Source organism: Ferruginibacter sp. HRS2-29 (assembly GCF_024343615.1).
Lineage (GTDB): Bacteria > Bacteroidota > Bacteroidia > Chitinophagales > Chitinophagaceae > Ferruginibacter.
Genome location: NZ_RJUB01000015.1, coordinates 100,506 through 124,165, shown reverse-complemented (window position 1 = coordinate 124,165; position 23,660 = coordinate 100,506). Strand labels below are relative to the sequence as shown.

The following is a 23,660-nucleotide window of genomic DNA, read 5'->3' as shown; positions in this document are numbered from 1 at the left end:
TTGGATAATGTTGGATGGCAATTATATTTTGGCGAATGAGTGAATAGGTGAACAGCTCAATGGTGAATGCTGAATGGTCAAACCTTTGGGGTTTTTACTGAGTAACCCGATCTTAAAGATTGAATTTAATTCGTAAAATCCGTGTAATTCGTATATTTCGTGATCCATAATTCGTGAAATTCGCTTTAATTCGTGTAATTAAATCAACAGTATGAAATATCTTCCTTTAGATCCAGCCATTTTTGTACAGAACCGCAAAAGGTTTACCGATAAGATGGAAAAGAATTCCATCGCCATTTTCAACAGTAATGACGAGTTGCCCACCAATGGTGACGCTCTTTATAAATTCAAGCAGAACTCCGATCTGTACTGGCTTACCGGTATCGAACAGGAAAACAGCATGCTGATATTATTCCCGGATAACCCGGATCCGAAATACCGTGAGGTACTGGTATTGACACGGCCCAACGAATTGAAAGAAAAATGGGACGGGCACCTTTTGCGTAGCAATGAAGGAACCGCCATATCCGGTATCACCAGCATCGTTTGGCTGGATGTGCTGGATGGATTGCTGCAGCCCTGGATACATCTTTCCGATACCATTTATCTCAACAGCAATGAGAACGACCGCAAGTCGAACCTTGTGTCGGTAAGGGATTACCGCTACGCGGAAATGATGAAGGAACGTTACCCGTTGCATCAATACAAACGCAGCGCGAAGATCACGAAGGAATTACGTGCCATCAAAACTCTGCAGGAAGTGGAAGTGCTGCAGAAAGCGATGGACATCACCGATGTTACGTTCCGCCGCCTGCTGCAATTCATCAAACCCGGCACTATGGAGTACGAGATTGAAGCAGAAATATATCATTCGTTTTTATCGCAACGTGCAACCGGCCCGGCATATGGTTCCATCATCGCCAGTGGCGATAGTGCCCGCATTTTGCACTACGTAGAGAACAACCGCGAATGTAAAGACGGCGATCTTATCCTGATGGATTTTGGTGCGGAATATGGCGGCTATTGCGCCGACCTTACACGTACCATACCCGTCAACGGCAAATTCACCCGCAGGCAAAAAACGGTTTACAACGCCTGCCTTCACCTGCATCATTACGCCGCAAGCATTTTAAAACCGGGCATCAGCATACTGGATTACACCGATAAGGTTGGTGAGGAAGCGACAGTTATTTTCCAGAAGATCGGGCTGCTCCGCAAATCGGATGTAAAAAATGAAGATACTGAAAACAGGGCTTACCGCAAATATCTATACCATGGTATTTCGCATCATCTCGGAATAGATGTGCATGACCTGGGAACGCGTACAGAGCCGATCAAAGCGGGCATGGTGTTTACGATCGAGCCCGGAATTTATATTGAAGAAGAAAAAATGGGTATCCGCATCGAAAATAATTTCTGGATCACCCGGAACGGCAATAAGGATCTGATGAAGAATATCCCGATAACGGTGGAAGAGATTGAGGCGTTGATGAAGCGATGACGACCGGGGACTGACGACCGGCGAATGACCACCGACGACGGACGACTGACCAAACTGATAGAATATAACCTACTAACCATACACACAAAAACTTTTTTAAAACGAAAAGCGAAGTGGTATGGCATTTAAATTTGAAAAACTGGAAGTATGGAAGCTTGCAGTGAATATGGCGGATGAAGTTCATTGGCTGACAAGGGCATTCCCGAAGGAGGAGATGTTTTCTTTGACATCACAGATGAAACGTGCTGCGGATTCCATTTCTTTGAATATCGCGGAAGGTTCAACCGGGCAGTCTGATCCGGAGCAAAGAAGGTTTTTAGGTTATGCTCAGCGATCAGCATTAGAAGTAGTCAATTGTCTGTATCTTGCTATCAGAAGAAATTACATTGATCAACTGCTGTTCAATAGATTTTACAATAATCTGGACAGGTTGGTTTATAAAATTCAGGCATTTAAGAATTCCCTAAAATAGCCGTCTTTTTAGATTAGAAAATAAAAGATAACCTTTAAAAATTATAAACTTTCGGTCGTCCGTCGTCGGTCGTCTTCTCCTCATGAAACAGATACCCAATTTATTTACACTGCTCAACCTTATTTTCGGCTGCCTGGCCATCATAGCAATTTTGCAAAATGGAATTGTTATTCAGTACAGCCCCGAAGGTGCCCAGTTTGTGGATATTCCTGAAAAGATCTGGCTGGCGTCCCTGTTCATAGCCATTGCGGCGGTAGTTGATTTTCTCGACGGGTTTGTAGCGAGGTTATTCAATGCCACTTCCGAGATGGGCAAGCAACTCGATTCCCTGGCCGATGTGGTAAGTTTTGGTGTAGCGCCATCACTCATCATCTACCAGTTTCTCCGCCTGAGTTTTGCGAAGCAGGAAGACGGGCTTGATATCTCTGTCATCTGGCTGGTGCCGGCATTGTTCATCGCGGCGGCCGGCGCTTACAGGCTGGCAAGGTTCAATATCGATACTTCGCAGCAATACGGTTTCAAAGGCGTACCGATCCCGGCAGCGGGATTGCTCATCGCATCATTCCCTGTTATTTACTGGTATACTGATATAGCTTTTGTGCAGGAGCTGCTGCTGAACAAATGGTTCCTTTATGGTGTCATCATCGTGGTAAGCGGACTGATGGTGAGCAAACTCCCCCTCATGGCGTTGAAATTCCAGGATAAAAGCATCAAAGGAAACCTTCCTAAACTGATATTGCTGGGCTTTTCGCTGTTATGTATCGTGTTTTTGCATTGGCTGGCGGTACCTGTTATTTTTATAGGCTACATTATTTTATCTTTGCTTTTCAAAAACAACTAAATATGATCTATACAGCGCAGGTAAAAGTGATGCCATTGAAAGAATTGCTTGATCCGCAAGGGAAAGCGGTCATGGGCGGATTAGGAAATCTTGGATTGGGGAGCATCAAAGATGTACGCATCGGCAAAAATATCACCCTGCAGGTAGAAGCAGAATCAGAAGCAGCAGCTAAAGCCATCGCGGAAGACGCAGCTAAGAAATTATTAGCCAACCAGGTGATGGAAATGTTTGAGATAACCATCGGGTAGGAGAGGCAACCGACCACTGACGACCGACGATGGACGACCGCTTATCGGAGTCTGCTGGTTTTGCGGGTTGAACAATTCAACAGGAAAGCAAGCGGATAATTTCAACCTGAGTTGTTCCTTGCTGACAACTGACATCTAACATCTGACAACTCTTCTTCATGCTTTACATCGTTCCCACCCCTATAGGCAACCTAGCCGATATGACTTTCAGGGCCATTGATGTATTAAAGTCAGTGGATCTTATTCTAGCGGAGGATACCCGCACTTCGGGCGTATTGCTCAATCATTACCAGGTACAAAAACCTGTATCACCTTATCATCAGCACAACGAACATAAGATCGTGGTTCACCTGGCTGAGCAGATGCTGGCCGGCAAAACGATTGCGTTGCTTACCGATGCGGGAACCCCCGGCATCAGTGACCCAGCTTTTTTATTGGTACGCGAATGTGTGAAACACGATATCAAGGTGGAATGCCTGCCGGGCGCAACGGCATTTGTACCGGCCCTGGTCAACAGTGGGCTGCCTATCACCAGCTTTTGCTTCGAAGGGTTTCTTCCGTTGAAAAAAGGCCGCCAGACTTTTCTCAAAAAAATGGCGCTGGAAGAACGTACCATGGTCTTTTACGAAAGCCCCATGCGGCTGGTAAAAACATTGAATGATTTCATTCAATATTTTGGCACCGACCGGCAATGTTGCGTAAGCAGGGAGCTCACCAAAAAGTTTGAAGAAAACAAACGCGGTAGCCTCCAGGAAGTATACGATCATTTCAATGCAAAAACGGTGAAAGGAGAAATTGTGATAGTAGTCGATGGGAAAAACTAGATCGTTATTCGGTTTTGTTATTAATACTTTTACCGGAGAAAACAAGAGAGCCCAGAGTTCACGTAGAAGTGTCTCTGATAGAGCATTCTCTGCGTAAGCTCCGTTTATCCATGTTCTCTGCGGTTAAGAAAATCTTGATCCTTTAGGATAATTAAAATCTACACATGAAAAAATTAATCCTGGTTTTCCTTAGTATTATTTCTTTCAATGCCCATGCACAGGAACTTTCCTTTGGCAGAAAAATAGTCGATACCCTTACTTCTCCCTATTTCTGGGGACGTGGTTATACCAACGACGGCATGAAAAAAGCCGCCGGTTTTATTGCCATGCAATTCAAAGATTATGGACTGCAGCCACTTTCAGGGAAAGATTATTTTCAAAAATTCAGTTATGACGTGAATACTTTTCCCGGAAAAATGGAACTCAGCATCAATGGTAAAACATTGTTGCCTGGTAAGGATTTCATCGTTTCGCCGGACGCGAAAGGCGTGAAGGGTAAAGGTGAGCTGGAGCAGGCGGATAGCATACAATTCATCAACCGTAAAAATGCTTTATTGGTTCGCCTTCAGGATAAACTTACCTGGTCGGTAGCAGATATAGCCTCTGATTATACGATGATCGATATCGATAAAAAATCCATTTCAGGTTTGCCAAAGGAATTTTCTGTCAATATAGAAAATAAACTCGTGGAAGATTTTAATGCCTCCAACGTGTGTGCTATCGTAAAAGGAACTGCCAAACCGGATTCCATCATTTTCATCACGGCGCATTACGATCATCTGGGCGGCATGGGCAAGGATACTTATTTTCCCGGAGCGAATGATAATGCCAGCGGCATATCGCTGCTGCTGAACCTGGCGCATTATTATGCAAAAAATCCGCAGCCGTACAGCATCGGGTTCATTTGTTTTGCCGGGGAAGAAGCAGGATTGAGAGGGTCTAAATATTTTACCGAACACCCGCTGGTGCCGTTGAATAATATCCGTTTTCTCATCAATACCGATCTTGCCGGAACCGGCGAAGAAGGCATTACGATAGTTAACGCCACTGAATTTCCAAAAGAATTCGCCATCATGAACGAAGTGAACGATCGCTACAAATTGCTCACTAAAATATATCCACGCGGCAAAGCCGCCAACAGCGACCATTATTTTTTTACAGAAAAGGGAGTGCCTGCATTTTTCTTTTATACCATGGGTGGAATAAAAGCGTATCACGATGTGTTTGATAAAAGTGCCACACTACCGCTGAATGAGCATGAAGATCTGTTTAAACTGATCGTTCAGTTCAATCAAAGGCTGATGAAGTCTGAGTAGTTCAACAGTTTAACAGTTCAAGAGGTTCAAAAAGTTCAAAGGTTCAAAAGTTCAATAGTTCAAAGGTTCAAAATGTTCGAAAGGTTTGTTCTAATGGAACGCATTTAACATTTTGAACCCCCTGAACTTTTGAACCTTTGAACTTTTTAGCCGATTTTTGCACGACAATTTTTCAAGCATGACTCATAAAGCCACTTCCTTATTTCTTATTCTATGTTCCTTATTTCTTTCTTCGCAGGCGCAGCCCGACCGCTGGCAGCAACGTGTGAAGTATAAAATGAATGTGGACGTAGATGTGAACAGCAATAAGTTTACCGGCAAACAGGTGCTGGCCTACAGCAATAACTCCACGGACAAACTCGACAGGGTATTCTACCACCTGTACTGGAATGCTTTTCAACCCGGAAGCAGCATGGACGTACGCAGCCAGGAACTGGGCAAGATCAGCATTGGTGGTAAGCCCGACTGGGATACGAGGGTGAAGGACAGGATCGCCAATCTGAAACCGGAAGAGATCGGTTACCAGAAGATCATTTCATTAAAGATGAATGGCGTACCGCAACCCTTCAAATACCACGAAACGATCCTGGAGGTAAACCTTACCAAACCCATTCTGCCTAAGACCACCGTTACCTTCGAAATGGAATTTGAAGCTCAGGTGCCTTTGCAGATCCGCAGGAGCGGCAGGGATAACCCTAAAACGAACGTGCGCTACAGCATAAGCCAGTGGTATCCCAAAATGTGCGAGTACGATTACGAAGGCTGGCATCCTACCCCCTACGTGGCCCGTGAATTCTATGGAGTATGGGGAGATTTTGACGTGACCATCAACATTGATAAAACATACAAGATCGGTGGTACCGGCGTATTGGTAAATGCCAATGAGATTGGCTGGGGTTATGATAAACCCGGTACCGAATTGAAACCAACGGCAAAGGATAAACGCAGCTGGCATTTTGTGGGCAACAATATCCATGATTTTGTATGGGCTGCTGATCCGGAATACAAACACCTGGTGAGGAAAATGCCGGGCAACGGACCGGTGATCCATGTTATTTATAATTTTATTCCTGATAGCCCGGGCAATGATTCTGCCTGGGAAAGACTGGCCGATGCGGCGGTAAAAGTGCTTCCATTCATCGAAAAGAATTTTGGTAAATACCCTTACCCGCAATATAGTTTCCTGCATGGCGGCGATGGCGGTATGGAATACGCGATGGCTACGCTGATACACACACCGGGACTTGGTACGGCTTTTCATGAGTGGACGCATAGCTGGTTCCAGATGATACTCGGTACCAACGAAAGCCTCTACCCGTGGATGGATGAAGGGTTTACCGATTATGGCGAAACCATCGAAACTGCTTTTTACGAAGGCAAGACGGAGAAACAAAAACTGAGGGATACTTTTGCCATCAAGCCCGATAAAAAAGGATTGAAGGAACAACTGGCTACTTTGCCGGAAAATCATCCTTCGGCTTACAACAGTTATTATTCGCTGGCACGCAGCAATTTTGAGGAGCCTTTATCGACACATGCCGATCATTTCAATACCAACACGGGTTACAGCATTGCTTCTTATTCAAAAGGGGCAGTGTTCCTGGAGCAATTGGGGTACATTGTTGGCGCTTCCGTACGGGATAAGATACTCCTGGAATATTACAACCGCTGGAAATTCAAGCATCCGAATGCCAACGACTTCATGAAAGTGGCGCAGGATGTGAGCGGGCTTCAGCTCGATTGGTACAAACAATACTGGGTAAATTCTATTAAGACGATCGATTACAGCATCGATAACCTTTGGGAAGAAAACGGGCTTTCCAACATCCGTTTCAAAAGGATTGGACTTATGCCGATGCCCATAGATGTGCAGATCACTTTTAAGGATGGTACAACCGAAATGCATACGATCCCGCTAAACCTCATGTTCGGTAATAAAAAACAGGAAACAACCGGTGAAAAATTCATCGTGGAAAACGAATGGAAATGGACGCATCCGACTTACACCATCAGCCTCAAGGCAAATTTGAAGGATATCAAAAAAGTGGAGATCGATCCGTCAAAAAGACTGGCAGATGTGGATCAAAAGAATAATGTGCTGGAGTTGAACTGGTAAGTAACCACGAAGGCACAAAGAGCTCAAAGAAGCACAAGAAAAAATATAAAGAAAAGGGCACGCTCGCGTGCCCTTTTCTACTTTGTGAAACTTTGAGTTCTTTGTGTCTTGGTGGTTGGTTACCTGCCGTAAAATTTATTGACTGCTTCCACCCGATTGTTCACGTGAAGTTTGTGATATACATTATAAACATGCTTGCGCACTGTTTCCGAACTGATAAAAAGCTTGGCTGAAATTTCTTTATACACCAATCCGGTCGCCAGCATTTCCAAAATTTCCAGTTCGCGTTTCGAGAGATTATCCAGCGAGTTATTGGCTACTACAGGTTTGCTCTGGAAAGTAGAAACGATCTTACGGGCTATCTGGCTGCTCATCGGTGCCCCGCCTTCATTGAGTTCCTTGATGGCTTCGAGTAATTTGGCTGGTGTGGATTTTTTCAGGATATAACCACTGGCGCCGGCATTGAGCGCATCAAAGATCTTGTCATCTTCCTCGTAAACGGTATCCATCATAAAAAGCATGTCCGGGTAAGATGCTTTTAATTCGCGTACCACTTCAATGCCGTTGATGCCACCAAGGTTGATGTCCATCAAAATGATATGTGGCTGAAAGATGGGAAGTTTTATGAGGGCATCTTCGCCATTGTTGCAGGTACAAACGAGTTCATAACCATCGGCATGTTCGATGATGTTTGCAAGGGCCTGACGGATGTCGCTGTTATCTTCAACAATTGCAACAGGTATATTTTTCATATTGCAAAATAGGTAAAAAAATAACCTAAAAAAGTACCTCAAAGGGGGTAGTGGTGGTAGTCAATAGGGAGTAGTCAATAGTGAATAGTCAATAGTGAATAGTCAATAGGGAGTAGTCAATAAGCAAGAAGCTTCATACTAAATGACTAATTCACTATTCACTATTCCCTATTGACTATTTAATCGGTTGGTACAAAAGGTATTTCTGTTCAAAATGCGGTTCAGCGAAGATATTGTCAACTTCCCAAACAAATGGTTTACAACCACTTTCAAAAATTTCCTGGGTAAGGTCGCCGCCTTTCAGGCAGATGAGGCCGTTTGGATTGTCGATGCCGGCGGCGGTCTTGTTGCGGCGGATCAATGGCTTGCCCCAGCGCCAGAGATCTTTTAGCGGTGCTACGGCACGGGATACCACCACATCAAACTGGCGGTTTTTGATCTCCTCGGCGCGGGAATGTTGCGTGGTAAGATTTTTCAACCCGATCGCTGAAGCGATCTCTTTTACTACCGTGAGCTTTTTGTTGATACTGTCTACCAGGTGGAAATTCGCTTCCGGAAAAAATATCGCCAGGGGCAATCCCGGAAAGCCGCCACCTGCACCAAGATCCATCACCTGCAGATCTTTTTTGAAATCAAATTTTGCGGCAATAGCCAGCGAATGCAATACATGATGCACATAAAAATTATCCATATCCTTCCGGCTGATCACATTGATCTTCTCATTCCAGTCGGAATACAGGTCTTTTAAGGCAGCAAACTGCTCTTTTTGAGTGGGGGTAAAGTCGGAGAAATATTTTTCTAAAATATCCAATTTTTTAAAATTTGAATGCGTTACAAAGTTACGGGTTGCGGATTGGTGTCGTTTTCGAAAAATGAAATTCCCTTAAATGTTTTTAAACTTCAAAGGTTTCACTATTCACCATTCACCATTCACCATTCACCCGCATGCGCCGCAGGCGCTTGCCTACTTCCAGGCCTGCTTTGGTTTCCTCATCAATGCCGGTGCAAAGATCAGGTAATAAAAAAACATCCACATGTCAAAGAAAATGAATAATCCGAAGAGGTCTTTTTCTCCCAGTTTGTTCAGCGTGCGATAAAATATGATGGATTGCACCAGCAATTTTATTCCGAATACGATCAATGCATATTGCCAGTTGTAAAATAGGGCGCTGGCGATGAGTAACGGGTAAAAAATAAATTGAGAAAACGCATATAAGGCCAGCAGGAATTTATGTATAGGTTTGTAGAATTTCGAAGTGGTATAATGCCGTTGCTTCTGCCTGCGCCATTGCTGCCACGATTCGGCGGGTTTGCTCATCGTAAAACTATCTTTCTCGATATTGATGCGGATATTCTTTTTTGTTGCGGCAGCATTGATGAACAGGTCATCATCGCCACCCGGCACATTGTTGTGCGCCGAAAAGCCTTTGTGTCGGAAGAACACAGCCTTTTTGTACGAAAGATTTCTTCCGACACCCATGTATGGAACGCCTGCCAGCGCATAACTCAGGTATTGCAGCGCCGAGTGATAAGTTTCCCAGCGGATCAGCTTGTTGAGAAATCCTTTTTTCTTATGAAAAGCGCCATAGCCCAGCACGATCTCCGTTTCGTCGTGGTAGGCATTCTGCATGCTGTCGATCCAGTGTTCGCTGGCTGGCACACAGTCTGCATCGGTGAGCAAAAGTGTTTCATATTTTGCCGAGCGGATACCGATGCTCAGCGGAAATTTTTTGCCCGGGATCATCCTCGCTTCCTGAGTCAGTTCCACCACCTGCAGTTGCTTGAAGCTGCGCTGAAATTCTTCGAGGATGTATTTGCTTTCGTCAAACGAATTATCATTCACCACGATCACTTCATGTGTGGTGCGATATTCCTGCACGAGTGAGCCGGGTAAATTATCTACCAGGTTGGCTGCTTCATCCCGGGCACAAATGATTACGCTTACCGGATGGGTCCGGGAAACAGCTTTGAGCGCAGGCTTGTAAAATGCCAGCCTGCTGAAGAAAAAAAGATGATAAAATAGTTGTATTAGGGCGGCTGCCGACAATGACACAAATAGTATCAACTGCCAGTGCAGCAACAGGAATTTTGGTAAATGCATGAGGGCAAAGATACAAGGTTCAAAAGGTTCAAAAAGTTCAAAGTTCAAAATGTTCAAAAGTAAAGAAGGTTTAAAGGTTCAAGACGTTCAAGAGGTTAAAAAGGTTAAATGCATATCATTAGGATGCAACGTTTTGAACCTCTTGAACCTTTAAACTTTTGAACCCTGTATCTTTGCAGCCATAAAAAATATAGATGAGCGCATTAACTTTTCAGCTGGAAAAAACCGACCCCCTTACCAAAGCCCGTACGGGGACCATCACCACTGATCATGGGGAAATAAAAACGCCCATTTTCATGCCGGTGGGTACGGTGGGTAGCGTAAAAGCGGTGACACAGCAGCAGTTGCATGAAGAAGTGAAGGCGCAGATCATCCTTGGCAATACCTATCATTTATACCTGAGGCCGGGATTGGAAATACTGGAAGCAGCGGGCGGATTGCATCAGTTCAATGGCTGGCACAAGCCGATCCTGACGGATAGCGGCGGGTACCAGGTGTTTTCGCTGGCGGGAACAAGAAAGATCAATGAGGAAGGCGTCACTTTTCAATCGCATATCGATGGCAGCAGGCATTTGTTCAGCCCCGAAAAAGTGATGGACATCCAACGCACTATCGGCGGCGATATCATCATGGCGTTCGACGAATGCCCGCCCGGCGGAAGCGAATACAAATACGCCAAAAACTCCATGGAACTTACGCACCGCTGGCTCGACCGTTGTTTTACACAATTTAATGCCACACAGGATAAATATGGCTATACGCAAAACCTTTTCCCGATCGTACAGGGAGGCGTACACCACGATCTGCGGAAAGCTTCCTGCGAATATATTGCTTCCAAAAATGCTACCGGCAATGCCATCGGCGGTTTGAGTGTAGGGGAACCCATAGATACCATGTACGAAATATGCGCCCTCTGCTGCGATCATCTTCCGCAGGACAAACCCCGCTACCTCATGGGCGTGGGTACCCCATGGAATATCCTCGAAGCCATCGGTATGGGCGTGGATATGTTCGACTGTGTAATGCCTACCCGCAACGGCCGCAATGCCATGTTGTTCACTTCCAAAGGTATCATCAACATCGATAACAAAAAGTGGGAAAAGGATTTTTCAGTGATCGACGACGGTATCGACTGCCCGATGAGCAATTATTACAGCAAAGCCTACCTCCGCCACCTGATGAAAAGCAAGGAGTACCTGGGGCTCACGATCGCCAGCGTGCACAACCTGGCATTTTACCTCTGGCTGGTGGGTGAAGCCAGGAAACAGATTGAAGGGGGGAATTTCAAAAGCTGGAAAGAGGAAATGGTGATGCGGCTGCAAACGAGGCTATAATCAAATTAATAATGAATAATTAATAATTTTAAACCTGCAAGGTTATATCAGGTCGAAGCGGGCCGGTTGAATTATTCATTATTAATTATTAATTATTCATTATTTTGCTGTAAAACCAATTACGACCATGAAAAATAAATACCTTTTCCTCTTACTGGCCTTTATCTTTCCGATGGCCATTTTTGCGCAAACTTCTCCGGTTCAGGACGGATCGGTGCCTAAAGATGCCCCGGTAAACGTGACGATCACCGATTTTAAGAAAAATGCGCTCAATAATGAGATCGTTGTATTTAGAAGTGAGAAGAATGGGAAGGAATTTCAGGGGATATCTGACGATTACGGTAAATTTTCCCTCCGGTTGCCGGCAGGTGATAAATACGAAATATTTGTATTGGGCTTCAAAGACTCCACCAGCCTCAATGTGCTGGATATCCCTGCTTTACAGGGAAAAGCGTATTACCGCGACCCTATGATCGTGGATCTGCAGCACCAGCCTTCCAAAACCTTCGTGCTGGATGATTGTAATTTCGAAACCGGAAAAGCTACCCTGGAAGAAAGTTCTTACAATGTATTGAATGAACTGGTAGCCTACCTGGTAAGAAAAGACGATGAGCGCATCGAGCTGGGCGGCCATACCGACAATGTAGGTACTGCGGCCAATAACCTCAAATTATCGCAGGATCGTGCCAATGTGGTGCGTGACTACCTGTTGTCCAAGGGAATAGCTGCCGACAGGGTATTTGCAAAAGGCTACGGCATGACCCAGCCGATTGAAAGCAACAAAACAGCGGAAGGAAGGGCTACCAACAGGCGCACGGAGGTAAAAATTTTGGAATAGGTTTAAAAATACTTACTTTAGTTTTTTATTTGTTAATACCTACCCTACCAATTTTATGAAAATTTATTTTTTGCTTAAAAAGTATGGTCTTTTTAGTGCACTGATTCTTACTATATTTATTTTTTCATGTAAAAAAACAGATTTTTCCTATAATAAGGTTGATAGATCGGCTACAGAATTGTTCTTCAGGGTTCCGTCTAATATTAATCCTTCGATAAAAAGAGTTGCAGATGAAATGCGTCGTCGCAACGAAATCACTGAATATATAACTGACTTTGCAAGAAACAACGGTTATCCTGTATGGGACAAAGCTATTATTAAACTGAAAATGCCTAAAGCGGGAGGCAGAGGTGGTGGTGGGAATATGATAATTCCAGATACTATTATTTGCGTTCCGTTTGTACAGCAGGATTCCCTTTTTGTTAACGGGTATTTGTTATCGAGTTTGGATAGGAGCCTTAGTATAAATTATACGCTCGCCCAGGATTATAAAGCATATCCTATCGGAATTGCGGGTAATGGAAAGCCAAGTGCTGAAGATTTTACAACTCTTATTGCACGTTTGAATAGCATGGTTTTTGGATATAAAAATTTTCAACTGCTCAATAAAAAATTGTTTGAATCAGAGTTAGACACAGCTATCAATGCTATAAAGAAAATTTCCATTGGAGATTCAACATTCAGTAATTCGAATAACCTGCTGACTACTTATACATCCTGTGAACTGGTTACTGTATCGGTTTGTGTATCAACAAATTCCGCCAGGATGATAGTATACCACAATCCATGCTGGTCATATTCACAGGAGAATTGCTGGGATACTATATTTGATGATGGAACTGGTGGTGTAGGTGGTGGTACCGGCGGAACTGGTGGCGGTACCGGTGGTGGTGGTGGCACAACGAATAATCCCACTACTCCCATTAACGGCGGAAATCCTGTTCCACATCATTTTCCGTGTTCTAGGCCGCCATGTACGGCTCCTACAGGCGGTTTACCCATCTTGCCTATTCCTGATGAACCTCCGATTAACAAAACGCCATGCGAAAAAATGGCTCCACTGATAAATTATCAATCGACTTTACAAACGCTAGACGGTTATATGAGCAATCCAGATCCGAGTTTTCATCGTGAACTCGGTCTACCTATTGGCCCTGATGGAATAGGAAATTATGAGTTTGGTGGTATTATAACATCTTCTACATCTACGCCAGTACCACAGGTTAATCTTAATTATCAGTCCAATCTGAGTACTCTACTGTATTGGATCCATACACATCCGGATTTTAATCCTAAGATACTTCCTATATTTTCGCCTTCTGATATTATGACTATCTATCATTTGCTCCAATACAGAAACTCTGCTAACCAACCGTGGACAGATTTTACTAAGCTGACAGTGGGAATAATTAATTGGAAACACGAAGCTTATTTTCTTGTAATCGATAATGTCAATGATTTTATGCAGTTTGCCAGCGATTACGATTTTGCCCTTCAGGGAGAAGATAATCTTGAACTCGAGAAGATGTATAATGCATATAATATTACTCATAACACCAGCACAAACGACACAGAAAAAAATTTTCTTTCATTTTTGAACAGAGTTGGCGGTGGTTTGAAAGTAATGAAAGCGAATAATAATTTTTCACAATTTTCAGAACTTAAACTTGAAAACGGAGTGGTAGTAAGTGTTCCTTGCACATAAACAAATTAGTTATCATGAAAAAATTATTAATTATATCAGTATTATTCCTAACGAGTTTAACGACTTTATGCCAACCTCCTGCTGTAGGGGCGGATATTTACCGCCCTGAACTGGACAAATTTGTAGGTACCTGGAAATTTACAAACTCTACGCAAGAAATCATTTTCATGTTTAAGAAAGTTCATTATTATTCCAATGGGCTGAAAATGACCGAAGATGTGCTCATGGGGTCTCATAAATATACCCAGAATGGTGTAGTGATTGAAGATCACCTGGCTGCCTTCCCTCTACTTGGGCAAACCAAAAAAGGGTCTTTACTGGTTTGGGTCAACTGGCCCTCGCCAGATCCAAATAATCTTAAGGGCAATATGGTGGATAGCCCTAAAAAGCAGACACAGCCATTTACTTTACAATATGTATCAGGTACACCTGCTCAGTTGGTTTGTCATATCGATGGAAATGGGGAAGGATTTGTTGCTGCTCCGGGTATTCCAGGAATAACATTACCAGTAGATTTTACCTTGGTAAAACAATAAATTTTCAAATATCTTAACTGTTTAATAGGCTCAAAAGGTTGTATTCCAACGGATACATTTAATTTTTTGAGCCTCTTGAACCTCTTGAACGTTTTGAACCTTGCATTTTTTTGCCTACTTTTGCCACCGGCTGCAAAAAAAGAGCATTGAATTACAATTAATTACAGCACGAAACATAGATAATCGCCATTAATTTGGGTTTATCTGTATTTTTTGTTTAATAATTAAATAATTCCTCTTATCTTTGCGCTCCGAAATTTATGGCTAAACAGGCACTTATTAAGCAAGATGGAACAATAGTAGAAGCGTTGAGCAATGCTATGTTCAAGGTAAAGCTGGAAAATGGCCACGAAATACTGGCTACCATTTCCGGGAAAATGAGGATGCATTACATCCGTATCTTACCCGGGGATAAAGTGGGAGTGGAAATGAGCCCTTACGATCTTACAAGAGGCCGTATCATTTTCAGGTATAAATAATCATTCGTGTAATTCGTAAGAATTCGTGTAATATATAGTATTAAGTAATAAGTAAAAACTCAATTAAGATGAAGGTTAGAGCTTCAATTAAAAAACGCAGCGCAGACTGTAAGATCGTGAGAAGAAAAGGCCGTCTGTATGTGATCAACAAAAAGAATCCTCGTTTTAAGCAAAAACAAGGATAATCTATGATGTATGATGTAAGATGTATGATCTTGAAGGTCGTTTGTCTTGCAGATGCAATCTAAAATCAACAATAACAAATCAAATAATAACTATGGCTCGTATTGCCGGTATAGATTTACCAAAGAACAAGAGAGGCGAAATCGGTCTTACCTATATTTATGGTATCGGTCGCTCTACTGCTAAGTACATCCTGGAAAAAGCAGGTATCGATATTAATAAGAAAGTAAACCAGTGGAATGATGACGAACAAACGGCTATCCGTAACGTGATCAACACTGAGTTCAAGACGGAAGGTGCTTTGCGTAGTGAAACACAGATGAACATCAAACGTTTGCTCGATATCGCATGCTACCGTGGCCTTCGTCACCGTAAAGGTTTGCCTGTTCGCGGACAACGTACACGTACCAACAGCCGTACCAGGAAAGGTAAACGTAAGACAGTTGCCGGCAAGAAGAAGGTAGCTAAGAAATAATTACTAATTGACAATTACGAATTACGAATGTTCGTGGCGTTTAAATATTGCCTGAAATTCGTCATTCGTAATTCGTCATTTAATATATGACTTGTTTTTTTGGACCCAACGCCGGATAGTTTAAGTCAGCAGGAGGGTTGGTCCGGTCCCGGTTATTTCGGGATAATTTTTTAACTGATTACCTATAAGTACAATTATGGCAAAAGCACAAGGCGGCAAACAAGGCGGAAAAGCAGCTGCAAAGAAAAGGATCGTAAAGGTGGAAGCTCATGGTGACGCTCACATCGTAGCAAGTTTCAACAACATTATCATCAGTCTTACCAACAAGCAAGGTCAGGTTATCTCCTGGTCAAGCGCTGGTAAAATGGGTTTCAAAGGAAGTAAGAAAAATACTCCTTATGCCGCTCAGATGGCTGCAGCAGATTGCGCTAAAGTAGCGTTGGATGCTGGTCTGAAAAGGGTAGACGTTTTTGTAAAAGGACCAGGAAGCGGCCGTGAAGGTGCTATCCGTTCTTTGTCACAAAACGGTATCGAAGTAGCAACTATCAAAGACGTTACTCCAATGCCACACAACGGTTGCCGTCCTCCGAAGAAAAGGCGAGTTTAAAAGTTCAGGGTTCAATGTTCAAAGTTCAATGCGTTTCAAACCGCAACAACTTTCAACTATCAACCTTCAACCATCAACATATTTATTAACGGGTGCACCATTCATTTTAAGATTTTTATAATGATGCATCGACACTAAAAAATCACTTTAATATTATGGCACGTTATACAGGCCCCAAAACAAAGATCTCCCGCAGGTTTGGAGAACCTATCACAGGAAATGGCAAGTGGTTAACCAAGAACAGCAATCCTCCGGGAATGCATGGTGCAAACCGCAAACGTAAAACTTTAGGTGAATACGCTTTACAGTTGTCAGAAAAACAAAAAGCGAAATACACGTATGGTTTGCTGGAAAAACAATTCCGTAAAACATTTGACGAAGCCAGCCGCCGTAAAGGTGTAACAGGTGAAAACCTGATCAAATTGCTGGAAGCTCGTCTGGACAATACCGTATACAGGCTTGGGATCTCTATTAGCCGCCAGGGTGCACGTCAGCTGGTTAGTCACAAACATATTACCGTTAATGGTGAGATTGTGAACATACCATCTTACAGCTGCAAACCAGGTGACGTTATCGGCCTGAAAAACAAGACTGCTGCAAATACTGCTATCACAGGAAACCTTCGCGGTAAAAACCCTAAATTCAACTGGGTAGAATGGAACGAAGCAGAACTGAAAGGTACTTTCATCACTTATCCTGAAAGGGAAAGCGTTCCGGAAAATATCAAGGAACAGCTGATTGTGGAATTGTACTCCAAGTAATCTTTGATCAATGATCTTAGATCTATGATCTAAGGAGGTCTGAAAGATCATAGATCATACATCACAGATCATAGATTGAACCAAATTTTAAATTAAACAACAAAAATACAAATGGGTATTTTCAATTTTGTTAAACCAGATAAGATCGTTCTTCAGAAAGCAACAGACTTTGAAGCTCAGTTTGAATTCCGTCCGTTAGAACCAGGATATGGTGTAACGATCGGTAACGCACTGCGCAGGGTATTGTTGAATTCACTGGAAGGGTATGCTATCATTGGGATCAATATAGCCGGCGCCGACCACGAATTCGCAACCATCAAAGGTGTTACGGAAGACGTTACGGAAATCATTCTTAACCTTAAACAGGTTCGTTTTAAAGCCAAGGTTGACCACGAAGTGAATACGGAGAAGGTTACTTTGTCTATCAAAAACAAAACTGAGTTCACTGCAGGAATGATCGGAGAAGTTTCCCCGGCATTTGAAGTGATGAACCCAGAACTGCTTATCTGTACTTTGGATAACAGCGCAAAACTTGACATCGAGATCACTATAGGTCGAGGTCGTGGTTATGTGCCTGCTGAAGAACACAAAGAAAAGAATGCTCACTTCGGATATATTCCGGTAGATGCTATTTACACCCCTATCAAGAACGTAAAGTACCTGATAGAAAATACCAGGGTTGAACAGCGCACGGATTTCGAAAAACTGATCATCGATGTGGTTACCGACGGTACCATCCATCCTGAAGAAGCGGTAAAGCAAGCCAGCCGTATCCTTATTCAGCATTTGATGATCATCACGGATGAAAACATCACTTTCGATACCAAAGAAGATAAAAAAGAAGACCTGGTAGACGAACAGACTTTGCAACTGCGCAAAATGCTGAAGACCCCATTGGAAGACCTCGATCTTTCAGTACGTGCCTTCAACTGTCTGAAAGCTGCTAAGATCAACTCTTTGAGCGAACTGGTACAATACGAACAGGAAGACCTGATGAAGTTCAGGAACTTCGGCCAGAAATCTCTGAGCGAAATCGATTCAGTATTGCAGGAACGCGGTCTGAGCTTCGGCATGGATTTGAGCAAACTGAAGATCGACGACGATAATTAATGCTTTCCCGTCATTGCGGGGAACGAAGCAATTTCATTTAAGTAATTAAACACTCATAAGTAGTCTGTAAATCCTGACACGGTACAGATGAACTAAAAAAACAACGTCATGCGTCACGGAAACAAAAACAACAATTTAAGCAGGACCGCTTCCCACAGGAAGGCCCTTTTGATGAACCTTGGTTGCCAGCTGATCACTTACAAAAGGATCACTACAACCCTGGCTAAAGCGAAAGCTTTGCGTACTTACATCGAGCCATTGATCACCAAGACAAAGGCTACCGATACCAAAGAAGTTATCATGCACAATCACAGGATAGTTTTCAGCTACCTGAATGACAAGCAGGCTGTAAAAGAACTTTTCACAGTGATCGCTCCAAAAGTAGCAAGCCGCCCGGGTGGTTACACTCGTATCATCAAATTAGGCGCACGTACCGGTGATAACGCTGAATTGGCAATGATAGAACTGGTTGACTTCAACGAAATCTATGGCAAATCAGTTGCAACTGCTGCTGAACCTGCTAAGAAAACCCGTCGTTCTTCTGGCGGTGCAAAAAAGAAAACTGAAGAAGTTGCTGCTGAAGCAACAACTGAAACTCCTGTTCCAGATGCTGCAGAAACTACTGAAGAAACAAAAGAAGCATAAGCATGATTCTTTGAAATTTTATACCAGCCCTGATATTTATATCGGGGCTTTTTTTAGGCAAAATGCTAATAAACCCCGGAGGTTTTGCAAAACCTCCGGGGTTTTAACCGAGAATTCACAACAATGTTTTTTATTTGCAGAATATAACGGCACAACTGATATAACTATGAACGAAACAGCGATTTTGATCCTCGAAGACGGTACCATCATCCATGGTAATGCCTTCGGAAAAAAAGGGACCGCAACAGGTGAACTTTGTTTTAATACCGGTATGACGGGGTACCAGGAAGTATTCACAGACCCTAGTTATTATGGCCAGGTATTGATCATGAACAGCGTGCATACCGGGAACTATGGCGTAAAAGAAGCGGATGTGGAAAGCGGAAGCGTGAAAGTGAAAGCTGTCATCGGCAGGAACCTGGAAGAAAAATTCAGCCGTTTCCTGGCTGACAGGTCATTACAGCAATATTTTGAAGATGAGAACCTCGTAGCGATCGATGGCGTGGATACACGTGCATTGGTAGCACATGTGCGTACAAAAGGTGCGATGAACTGCATCATTTCTTCAGATGAGAAAGATATTGAAAAACTGAAGGCACAATTGAAAGCCGTTCCTTCTATGGATGGACTGGAGTTGGCTTCAGTGGTAAGTACCACCGAGACATATACTTTAGGCGATGAAAACAGTGACCTGCGTGTTGCGGTGCTTGATTTTGGGATCAAAAAGAATATTCTGAATTGCCTGACGGAAAGGGGAGTTTTTGTAAAAGTCTTTAATGCAAAAACGCCGTTTGAAGAACTGGAAAAATTTGAGCCACATGGTTATTTCATCAGCAATGGTCCCGGTGATCCGGCACCGATGGATTACGCGATCAAAACTGTGAAACAAATACTGGCAGCCGACAAACCACTTTTCGGCATCTGCCTCGGGCACCAGTTGCTGGCACTCGCCAATGATATCGATACTTTCAAGATGCACCACGGACACCGCGGATTAAACCACCCGGTAAAAAATATCATTACCGGCAAAAGCGAGATCACCACCCAGAACCACGGTTTTGGTGTAAATCCGGAAACAGTAAAGACAAAAGAAAATATAGAGATCACCCACATGAACCTCAATGACAACAGCATCGAAGGTATCAGGGTCAAAGGCAAAAAAGCATTCTCCGTGCAATATCATCCTGAAGCTACACCAGGACCACACGATAGCAGATACCTGTTTGATGACTTTGTAGGGATGATGAAATAGTTGATTACACGAATTTTATCGAATTACACGAATGAATCCCGCCGTTGGCGGGATTTTTATTTTATCATAAAGAATCTGATTTTAAAATGATCTGTCTTCTTACAAGCCTTTTTGCTTAAGAAACCAATTCGTGTAATTCGTGTAATTCGTATAAATTCGTGTCATGAAAATTGCTATCATCAACGGCCCCAACCTCAATCTCCTTGGTAAACGCGAGCCTGAAGTTTATGGAAAAGAAACTTTCGAAGATTTTCTGCAGGATCTGATTGATCATTACCCCCAGGTAGAATTCAGCTATTTTCAAAGCAATGTCGAAGGTGAACTCATCAATGAAATACAAAAGCTCGGATTCGATTACGATGGCATTATTCTAAATCCCGGTGGCTACACACACACTTCAGTAGCACTTGGTGATGCGATTGCAGCAATCACTACCAAAGTGGTTGAAGTACATATCTCAAACATTTTCAGCCGTGAAGATTTCCGAAAGATATCACATGTGTCAGGCAAAAGTGCAGGCGTTATAAGCGGCCTGGGCCTCAAAGGTTACGAACTGGCGCTCGGCTGGTTTATTCACCATTGATATTATTGTTGCAACAATGTTCTGTTAAAAATAAGTTACCATACTTTGCCCCCGGCTGATTTTTATATCTTCGCAACTTCATGAAGAAATTTTTTGCATTCATATTACTGCTGTGTCACATGAACACTTCGATGTTCCTGCCACAGGTTGCAGAAGATGATCAATACGATATCACCGGCCGCCAGATCGATGACATCAACAGCGTTTCCGAATATGTCGACCAGGTTTTATTGGGTAATTATGATCCGACACCGGAAGACGAAGATTCCGATAATGGTCAGGATTTTCATGTAGTAAAATCAGTTGACTACAATTACCTTCAGCCTTCCGTTTTCATTCAACGCGATCGTTTTGTAGAGATCAGGAAACATAGTTTCTCTGAATACATGCTCCCGCAGTTATCATTTCCTGCACTCGATGTAGCTACTCCTCCGCCAGATATGGCCTGATTATTTTCACTGTCATCTCAACAGTATTTACCGAAAATAATTTTCCGGAACGCACCCTTGCATTCTTGATATGCCCGGAAACCCTTTGTGGGTATGTGTTCCGTCACATCATTCTTAATTTAAAATGAAACATACTACCATCAGGCATTTATGCCTGGCTGGTGTGATGCTGTTATGCAGCACGCTGCAATCGCGTGCGCAGGACACTTTGCGTATCACACTACCCGAGGCCGAAAAACAATTCACAGAAAAAAATCTGCAATTGCTCGCAGAACATTATAACATCCATATCGCAAAAGCTGCAGAAATGCAAGCAAAGCTTTATGATAATCCGACGTTGTCTATCATTGCAAATGCTTATGATCCGCAACGCAATAAAATCTTTAATGTAAGCAACAAGAACGGGCAATATGATATTGCATTGCAACAGATCATCCGGCTTGCCGGAAAACGAAACAAAGAGATCAAGCTGGCGCAGATAAATACTTCCATAAGCGAGCGTAATTTTTTCGATCTGCTGCGGACATTACGGTATGAATTGCGCAGCAATTTTTATGAGAGTTATTATCTGCAACGATCTGTTACGGCTTACTCAGTACAGATATTGTCTGTAGAAAAACTGAATGCGGCTTATGAGCAACTTCAGTCAAAAGGGACAGTGACAATGAAAGATGCGATGCGCATCAGATCACTTTTGTATTCATTGAAAGCCGAACAGATTTCTCTTCTGAATAAATTGAATGAAGTGCAGGCGTCGCTTCGGCTGTTGCTCCAGGATAATAAAACCTGGTTTACTCCGATGGTTTCAGAAAGAATTACTTCTGAAATGATTACTGCTGTTGATGTACAATCGTTGATAGACACTGCTTACAAAAACAGGTCAGATCTGCAAATTGCCCAACGAAGTGTTTTGTATCATCAACAAAATCTCAACTTACAAAAAGCATTGGCGAAGCCAGACCTCACACTAGGTGCGGAGTTTGACAAACGCGGAAGTTTTGTTGATAATGCCAGTTTTCTTACGATAGCGATGGACCTTCCTTTTTTCAAAAGGAATCAGGGGAATATCAGGGCTGCAAAATTCGGCATCGAACAAAGTAAGATCCTTGTACAGCAACAACAACAGACAGTGGAAAGCGAAGTGCAACTGGCATATTCGAAACTTTTGAATACAGATAAAATGCTGTCATCCATAGATACTTCCTTTGAGAATACTTTTGAAAAACTTTTGGCTGGAGTTACAGAAAATTTTCAGAAAAAAAATATAAGCCTCATCGAGTTTACTGATTTCTACGAATCCTATAAGGAGAATGTTTTGCAGTTGAACCAACTCCGGGATGATAAGATGCAGGCGATAGAGGCACTACATTTTGCCGTAGGCAAAACAATTTTCACCAACTAACTTTTATTAAAATGAAAAAATTACCAGTATATTTTTTGTTGTCAGTATCAGGATTTTATTTTTTAGCATGCAAGAACAAAACTCCGGAAGCGATAACCGATACAAGATTATGTCTAACGGATACGCTTAAACGAAACATAAAAATTGATTCCGTAAAAAATGAACCTGTAAAAAATCTTGTCACGCTTTCCGGAAAAATAGAAGCTAATGAGGATAAATGGGTAAAGATATTTCCTGTTGTGGGTGGTGTGGTAGAGCAGATGAAAGTGGAGTTGGGAGATTATGTAACCAAAGGGCAAATATTAGCGGTTATCCGTAGCAGTGAGATCGCTGAATACCAAAGCCAGTCTGCTTATGCGCATGCGGCCGTAAAGATCGCAGAGAAAAATCTGAGTTCTGCAGAAGATATGTTTTCATCAGGACTTGCTACGGAAAAAGATGTGGTGGCAGCACAAACGGATCTTGAAAAAGCAAAAGCGGATCTGCGGCGCATACAACAAACCACTTCAATTTTTGGGGCTAAGTCAAATGCGATACAAACTATCACTGCGCCGGTGTCGGGATATATCATCGAAAAAAATGTAACGGATAAAATGCAATTCAGGGTGGATGGAGCACAACCATTTTTCATCATTGCCAACCTGGAAGAAGTGTGGGTGATGGCGAATGTATTTGAAAGTGATATCACCAAAATAAAAGCAGGCGATGATGCTGATATAAAACTCATCGCTTACAAGGACAAGATTTTTACCGGAAAAGTCGACCGCATTTTCAATATGCTTGATCCGCAAAGCCGAGTGATGAAAGTGCGCATCAAAATACCTAACAAAGAGAATCTGATAAAACCTGAAATGTTTGCACAGATAAAGATCAGGTACGATGATGGTGCCGGCACAATGCCTGCTATTGCTGCAGATGCGGTGATTTTTGATAAGAATAAAGATTTTGTGATGCTTTATAAAGATGACTGTGATATAGAAGTAAGAGAAGTTGAGATCTTTCAAACTATCGGTGACAAGGCTTATTTAAAAAGCGGCCTTGCAGAAGGCGATAAAGTGATCACAAAATACCAGTTGCTGGTATACAATGCTGTCAACGATTAAGAATTAAGAATATCGTATTATAAATCT

26 protein-coding genes are annotated in these 23,660 nt (G+C 42.7%); 23 read left to right on the top strand and 3 right to left on the bottom strand.

Features of this window, described 5'->3' with window-relative positions; translation table 11 throughout:
- Positions 1 to 211 precede the first annotated feature (211 nt).
- From EGI32_RS07590 to EGI32_RS07560, 7 genes are all read left to right on the top strand, one after another.
- Positions 212 to 1,501 carry an aminopeptidase P family protein gene (locus tag EGI32_RS07590; protein ID WP_255154784.1) on the top strand — a complete coding sequence of 430 codons (1,290 nt, stop codon included), beginning with the start codon at positions 212 to 214 and terminating at the stop codon, positions 1,499 to 1,501.
- Positions 1,502 to 1,619: 118 nt separating this feature from the next.
- A complete protein-coding gene (locus EGI32_RS07585; RefSeq protein ID WP_255154783.1) occupies positions 1,620 to 1,973 on the top strand; it encodes a four helix bundle protein in 354 nt (117 codons plus the stop codon).
- Between the two features lie 82 nt (positions 1,974 to 2,055).
- Positions 2,056 to 2,814 (top strand): CDP-diacylglycerol--serine O-phosphatidyltransferase, encoded by a 759-nt coding sequence (gene pssA / locus EGI32_RS07580; RefSeq protein WP_255154782.1) that lies wholly within the window; start codon positions 2,056 to 2,058, stop codon positions 2,812 to 2,814.
- Between the two features lie 2 nt (positions 2,815 to 2,816).
- Complete coding sequence (purS, locus tag EGI32_RS07575) at positions 2,817 to 3,062, top strand: phosphoribosylformylglycinamidine synthase subunit PurS (protein WP_255154781.1); 246 nt, start codon at positions 2,817 to 2,819, stop codon at positions 3,060 to 3,062.
- Between the two features lie 158 nt (positions 3,063 to 3,220).
- Positions 3,221 to 3,886 (top strand): 16S rRNA (cytidine(1402)-2'-O)-methyltransferase, encoded by a 666-nt coding sequence (rsmI, locus tag EGI32_RS07570; RefSeq protein WP_255154780.1) that lies wholly within the window; start codon positions 3,221 to 3,223, stop codon positions 3,884 to 3,886.
- 164 nt (positions 3,887 to 4,050) lie between these two features.
- The gene (locus EGI32_RS07565) at positions 4,051 to 5,202 is read left to right on the top strand and encodes a M28 family metallopeptidase (protein ID WP_255154779.1); all 1,152 of its coding nucleotides are present in this window, start codon (positions 4,051 to 4,053) and stop codon (positions 5,200 to 5,202) included.
- Between the two features lie 178 nt (positions 5,203 to 5,380).
- Positions 5,381 to 7,318 carry a M1 family metallopeptidase gene (locus EGI32_RS07560; protein WP_255154778.1) on the top strand — a complete coding sequence of 646 codons (1,938 nt, stop codon included), beginning with the start codon at positions 5,381 to 5,383 and terminating at the stop codon, positions 7,316 to 7,318.
- Between the two features lie 119 nt (positions 7,319 to 7,437).
- Here the strand turns inward: EGI32_RS07560 and EGI32_RS07555 are convergent, their stop codons facing one another.
- The 3 genes from EGI32_RS07555 to EGI32_RS07545 form a co-directional block, all read right to left on the bottom strand.
- Positions 7,438 to 8,070 (bottom strand): response regulator transcription factor, encoded by a 633-nt coding sequence (locus EGI32_RS07555; RefSeq protein ID WP_255154777.1) that lies wholly within the window; start codon positions 8,068 to 8,070, stop codon positions 7,438 to 7,440.
- 175 nt (positions 8,071 to 8,245) lie between these two features.
- Entirely contained in the window at positions 8,246 to 8,881 is a 636-nt protein-coding gene (gene rsmG / locus EGI32_RS07550; RefSeq protein WP_255154776.1) for a 16S rRNA (guanine(527)-N(7))-methyltransferase RsmG, read from the bottom strand.
- A 153-nt stretch (positions 8,882 to 9,034) separates the two neighbouring features.
- Complete coding sequence (locus EGI32_RS07545; protein WP_255154775.1) at positions 9,035 to 10,171, bottom strand: glycosyltransferase; 1,137 nt, start codon at positions 10,169 to 10,171, stop codon at positions 9,035 to 9,037.
- Positions 10,172 to 10,365: 194 nt separating this feature from the next.
- On the opposite strand from EGI32_RS07545, the gene tgt reads away from it, so the two are divergent.
- The 16 genes from tgt (at position 10,366) to EGI32_RS07465 (ending at position 23,633) form a co-directional block, all read left to right on the top strand.
- Positions 10,366 to 11,505 carry a tRNA guanosine(34) transglycosylase Tgt gene (tgt, locus tag EGI32_RS07540; protein ID WP_255154774.1) on the top strand — a complete coding sequence of 380 codons (1,140 nt, stop codon included), beginning with the start codon at positions 10,366 to 10,368 and terminating at the stop codon, positions 11,503 to 11,505.
- Between the two features lie 127 nt (positions 11,506 to 11,632).
- Positions 11,633 to 12,343, top strand: a complete 711-nt coding sequence (locus tag EGI32_RS07535; protein WP_255154773.1) for an OmpA family protein — start codon at positions 11,633 to 11,635, stop codon at positions 12,341 to 12,343.
- A gap of 55 nt (positions 12,344 to 12,398) precedes the next feature.
- A complete protein-coding gene (locus tag EGI32_RS07530; RefSeq protein WP_255154772.1) occupies positions 12,399 to 14,048 on the top strand; it encodes a hypothetical protein in 1,650 nt (549 codons plus the stop codon).
- A 14-nt stretch (positions 14,049 to 14,062) separates the two neighbouring features.
- Positions 14,063 to 14,584 (top strand): DUF6705 family protein, encoded by a 522-nt coding sequence (locus EGI32_RS07525; RefSeq protein WP_255154771.1) that lies wholly within the window; start codon positions 14,063 to 14,065, stop codon positions 14,582 to 14,584.
- A gap of 260 nt (positions 14,585 to 14,844) precedes the next feature.
- The gene (gene infA, locus EGI32_RS07520) at positions 14,845 to 15,063 is read left to right on the top strand and encodes a translation initiation factor IF-1 (protein ID WP_255154770.1); all 219 of its coding nucleotides are present in this window, start codon (positions 14,845 to 14,847) and stop codon (positions 15,061 to 15,063) included.
- A gap of 68 nt (positions 15,064 to 15,131) precedes the next feature.
- Positions 15,132 to 15,248 carry a type B 50S ribosomal protein L36 gene (ykgO, locus tag EGI32_RS07515; protein ID WP_255154769.1) on the top strand — a complete coding sequence of 39 codons (117 nt, stop codon included), beginning with the start codon at positions 15,132 to 15,134 and terminating at the stop codon, positions 15,246 to 15,248.
- Between the two features lie 92 nt (positions 15,249 to 15,340).
- Positions 15,341 to 15,721, top strand: coding sequence for a 30S ribosomal protein S13 (rpsM, locus tag EGI32_RS07510; RefSeq protein ID WP_255154768.1), 381 nt, complete (start codon positions 15,341 to 15,343; stop codon positions 15,719 to 15,721).
- Positions 15,722 to 15,917: 196 nt separating this feature from the next.
- Positions 15,918 to 16,328, top strand: coding sequence for a 30S ribosomal protein S11 (gene rpsK, locus EGI32_RS07505; RefSeq protein ID WP_255154767.1), 411 nt, complete (start codon positions 15,918 to 15,920; stop codon positions 16,326 to 16,328).
- 155 nt (positions 16,329 to 16,483) lie between these two features.
- Positions 16,484 to 17,089 (top strand): 30S ribosomal protein S4, encoded by a 606-nt coding sequence (gene rpsD, locus EGI32_RS07500; RefSeq protein WP_255154766.1) that lies wholly within the window; start codon positions 16,484 to 16,486, stop codon positions 17,087 to 17,089.
- A 111-nt stretch (positions 17,090 to 17,200) separates the two neighbouring features.
- A complete protein-coding gene (locus EGI32_RS07495) occupies positions 17,201 to 18,199 on the top strand; it encodes a DNA-directed RNA polymerase subunit alpha (RefSeq protein WP_255154765.1) in 999 nt (332 codons plus the stop codon).
- Between the two features lie 108 nt (positions 18,200 to 18,307).
- On the top strand, positions 18,308 to 18,844 hold the full coding sequence (gene rplQ, locus EGI32_RS07490; protein WP_255154764.1) for a 50S ribosomal protein L17: 537 nt from the start codon (positions 18,308 to 18,310) through the stop codon (positions 18,842 to 18,844).
- A gap of 166 nt (positions 18,845 to 19,010) precedes the next feature.
- The gene (gene carA, locus EGI32_RS07485) at positions 19,011 to 20,096 is read left to right on the top strand and encodes a glutamine-hydrolyzing carbamoyl-phosphate synthase small subunit (protein WP_255154763.1); all 1,086 of its coding nucleotides are present in this window, start codon (positions 19,011 to 19,013) and stop codon (positions 20,094 to 20,096) included.
- A gap of 163 nt (positions 20,097 to 20,259) precedes the next feature.
- Positions 20,260 to 20,679, top strand: a complete 420-nt coding sequence (locus EGI32_RS07480) for a type II 3-dehydroquinate dehydratase (RefSeq protein WP_255154762.1) — start codon at positions 20,260 to 20,262, stop codon at positions 20,677 to 20,679.
- Positions 20,680 to 20,759: 80 nt separating this feature from the next.
- Positions 20,760 to 21,128 carry a hypothetical protein gene (locus EGI32_RS07475; protein ID WP_255154761.1) on the top strand — a complete coding sequence of 123 codons (369 nt, stop codon included), beginning with the start codon at positions 20,760 to 20,762 and terminating at the stop codon, positions 21,126 to 21,128.
- A gap of 124 nt (positions 21,129 to 21,252) precedes the next feature.
- The gene (locus tag EGI32_RS07470) at positions 21,253 to 22,530 is read left to right on the top strand and encodes a TolC family protein (protein WP_255154760.1); all 1,278 of its coding nucleotides are present in this window, start codon (positions 21,253 to 21,255) and stop codon (positions 22,528 to 22,530) included.
- An 11-nt stretch (positions 22,531 to 22,541) separates the two neighbouring features.
- Positions 22,542 to 23,633, top strand: coding sequence for an efflux RND transporter periplasmic adaptor subunit (locus EGI32_RS07465; RefSeq protein ID WP_255154759.1), 1,092 nt, complete (start codon positions 22,542 to 22,544; stop codon positions 23,631 to 23,633).
- Positions 23,634 to 23,660 lie beyond the last annotated feature (27 nt).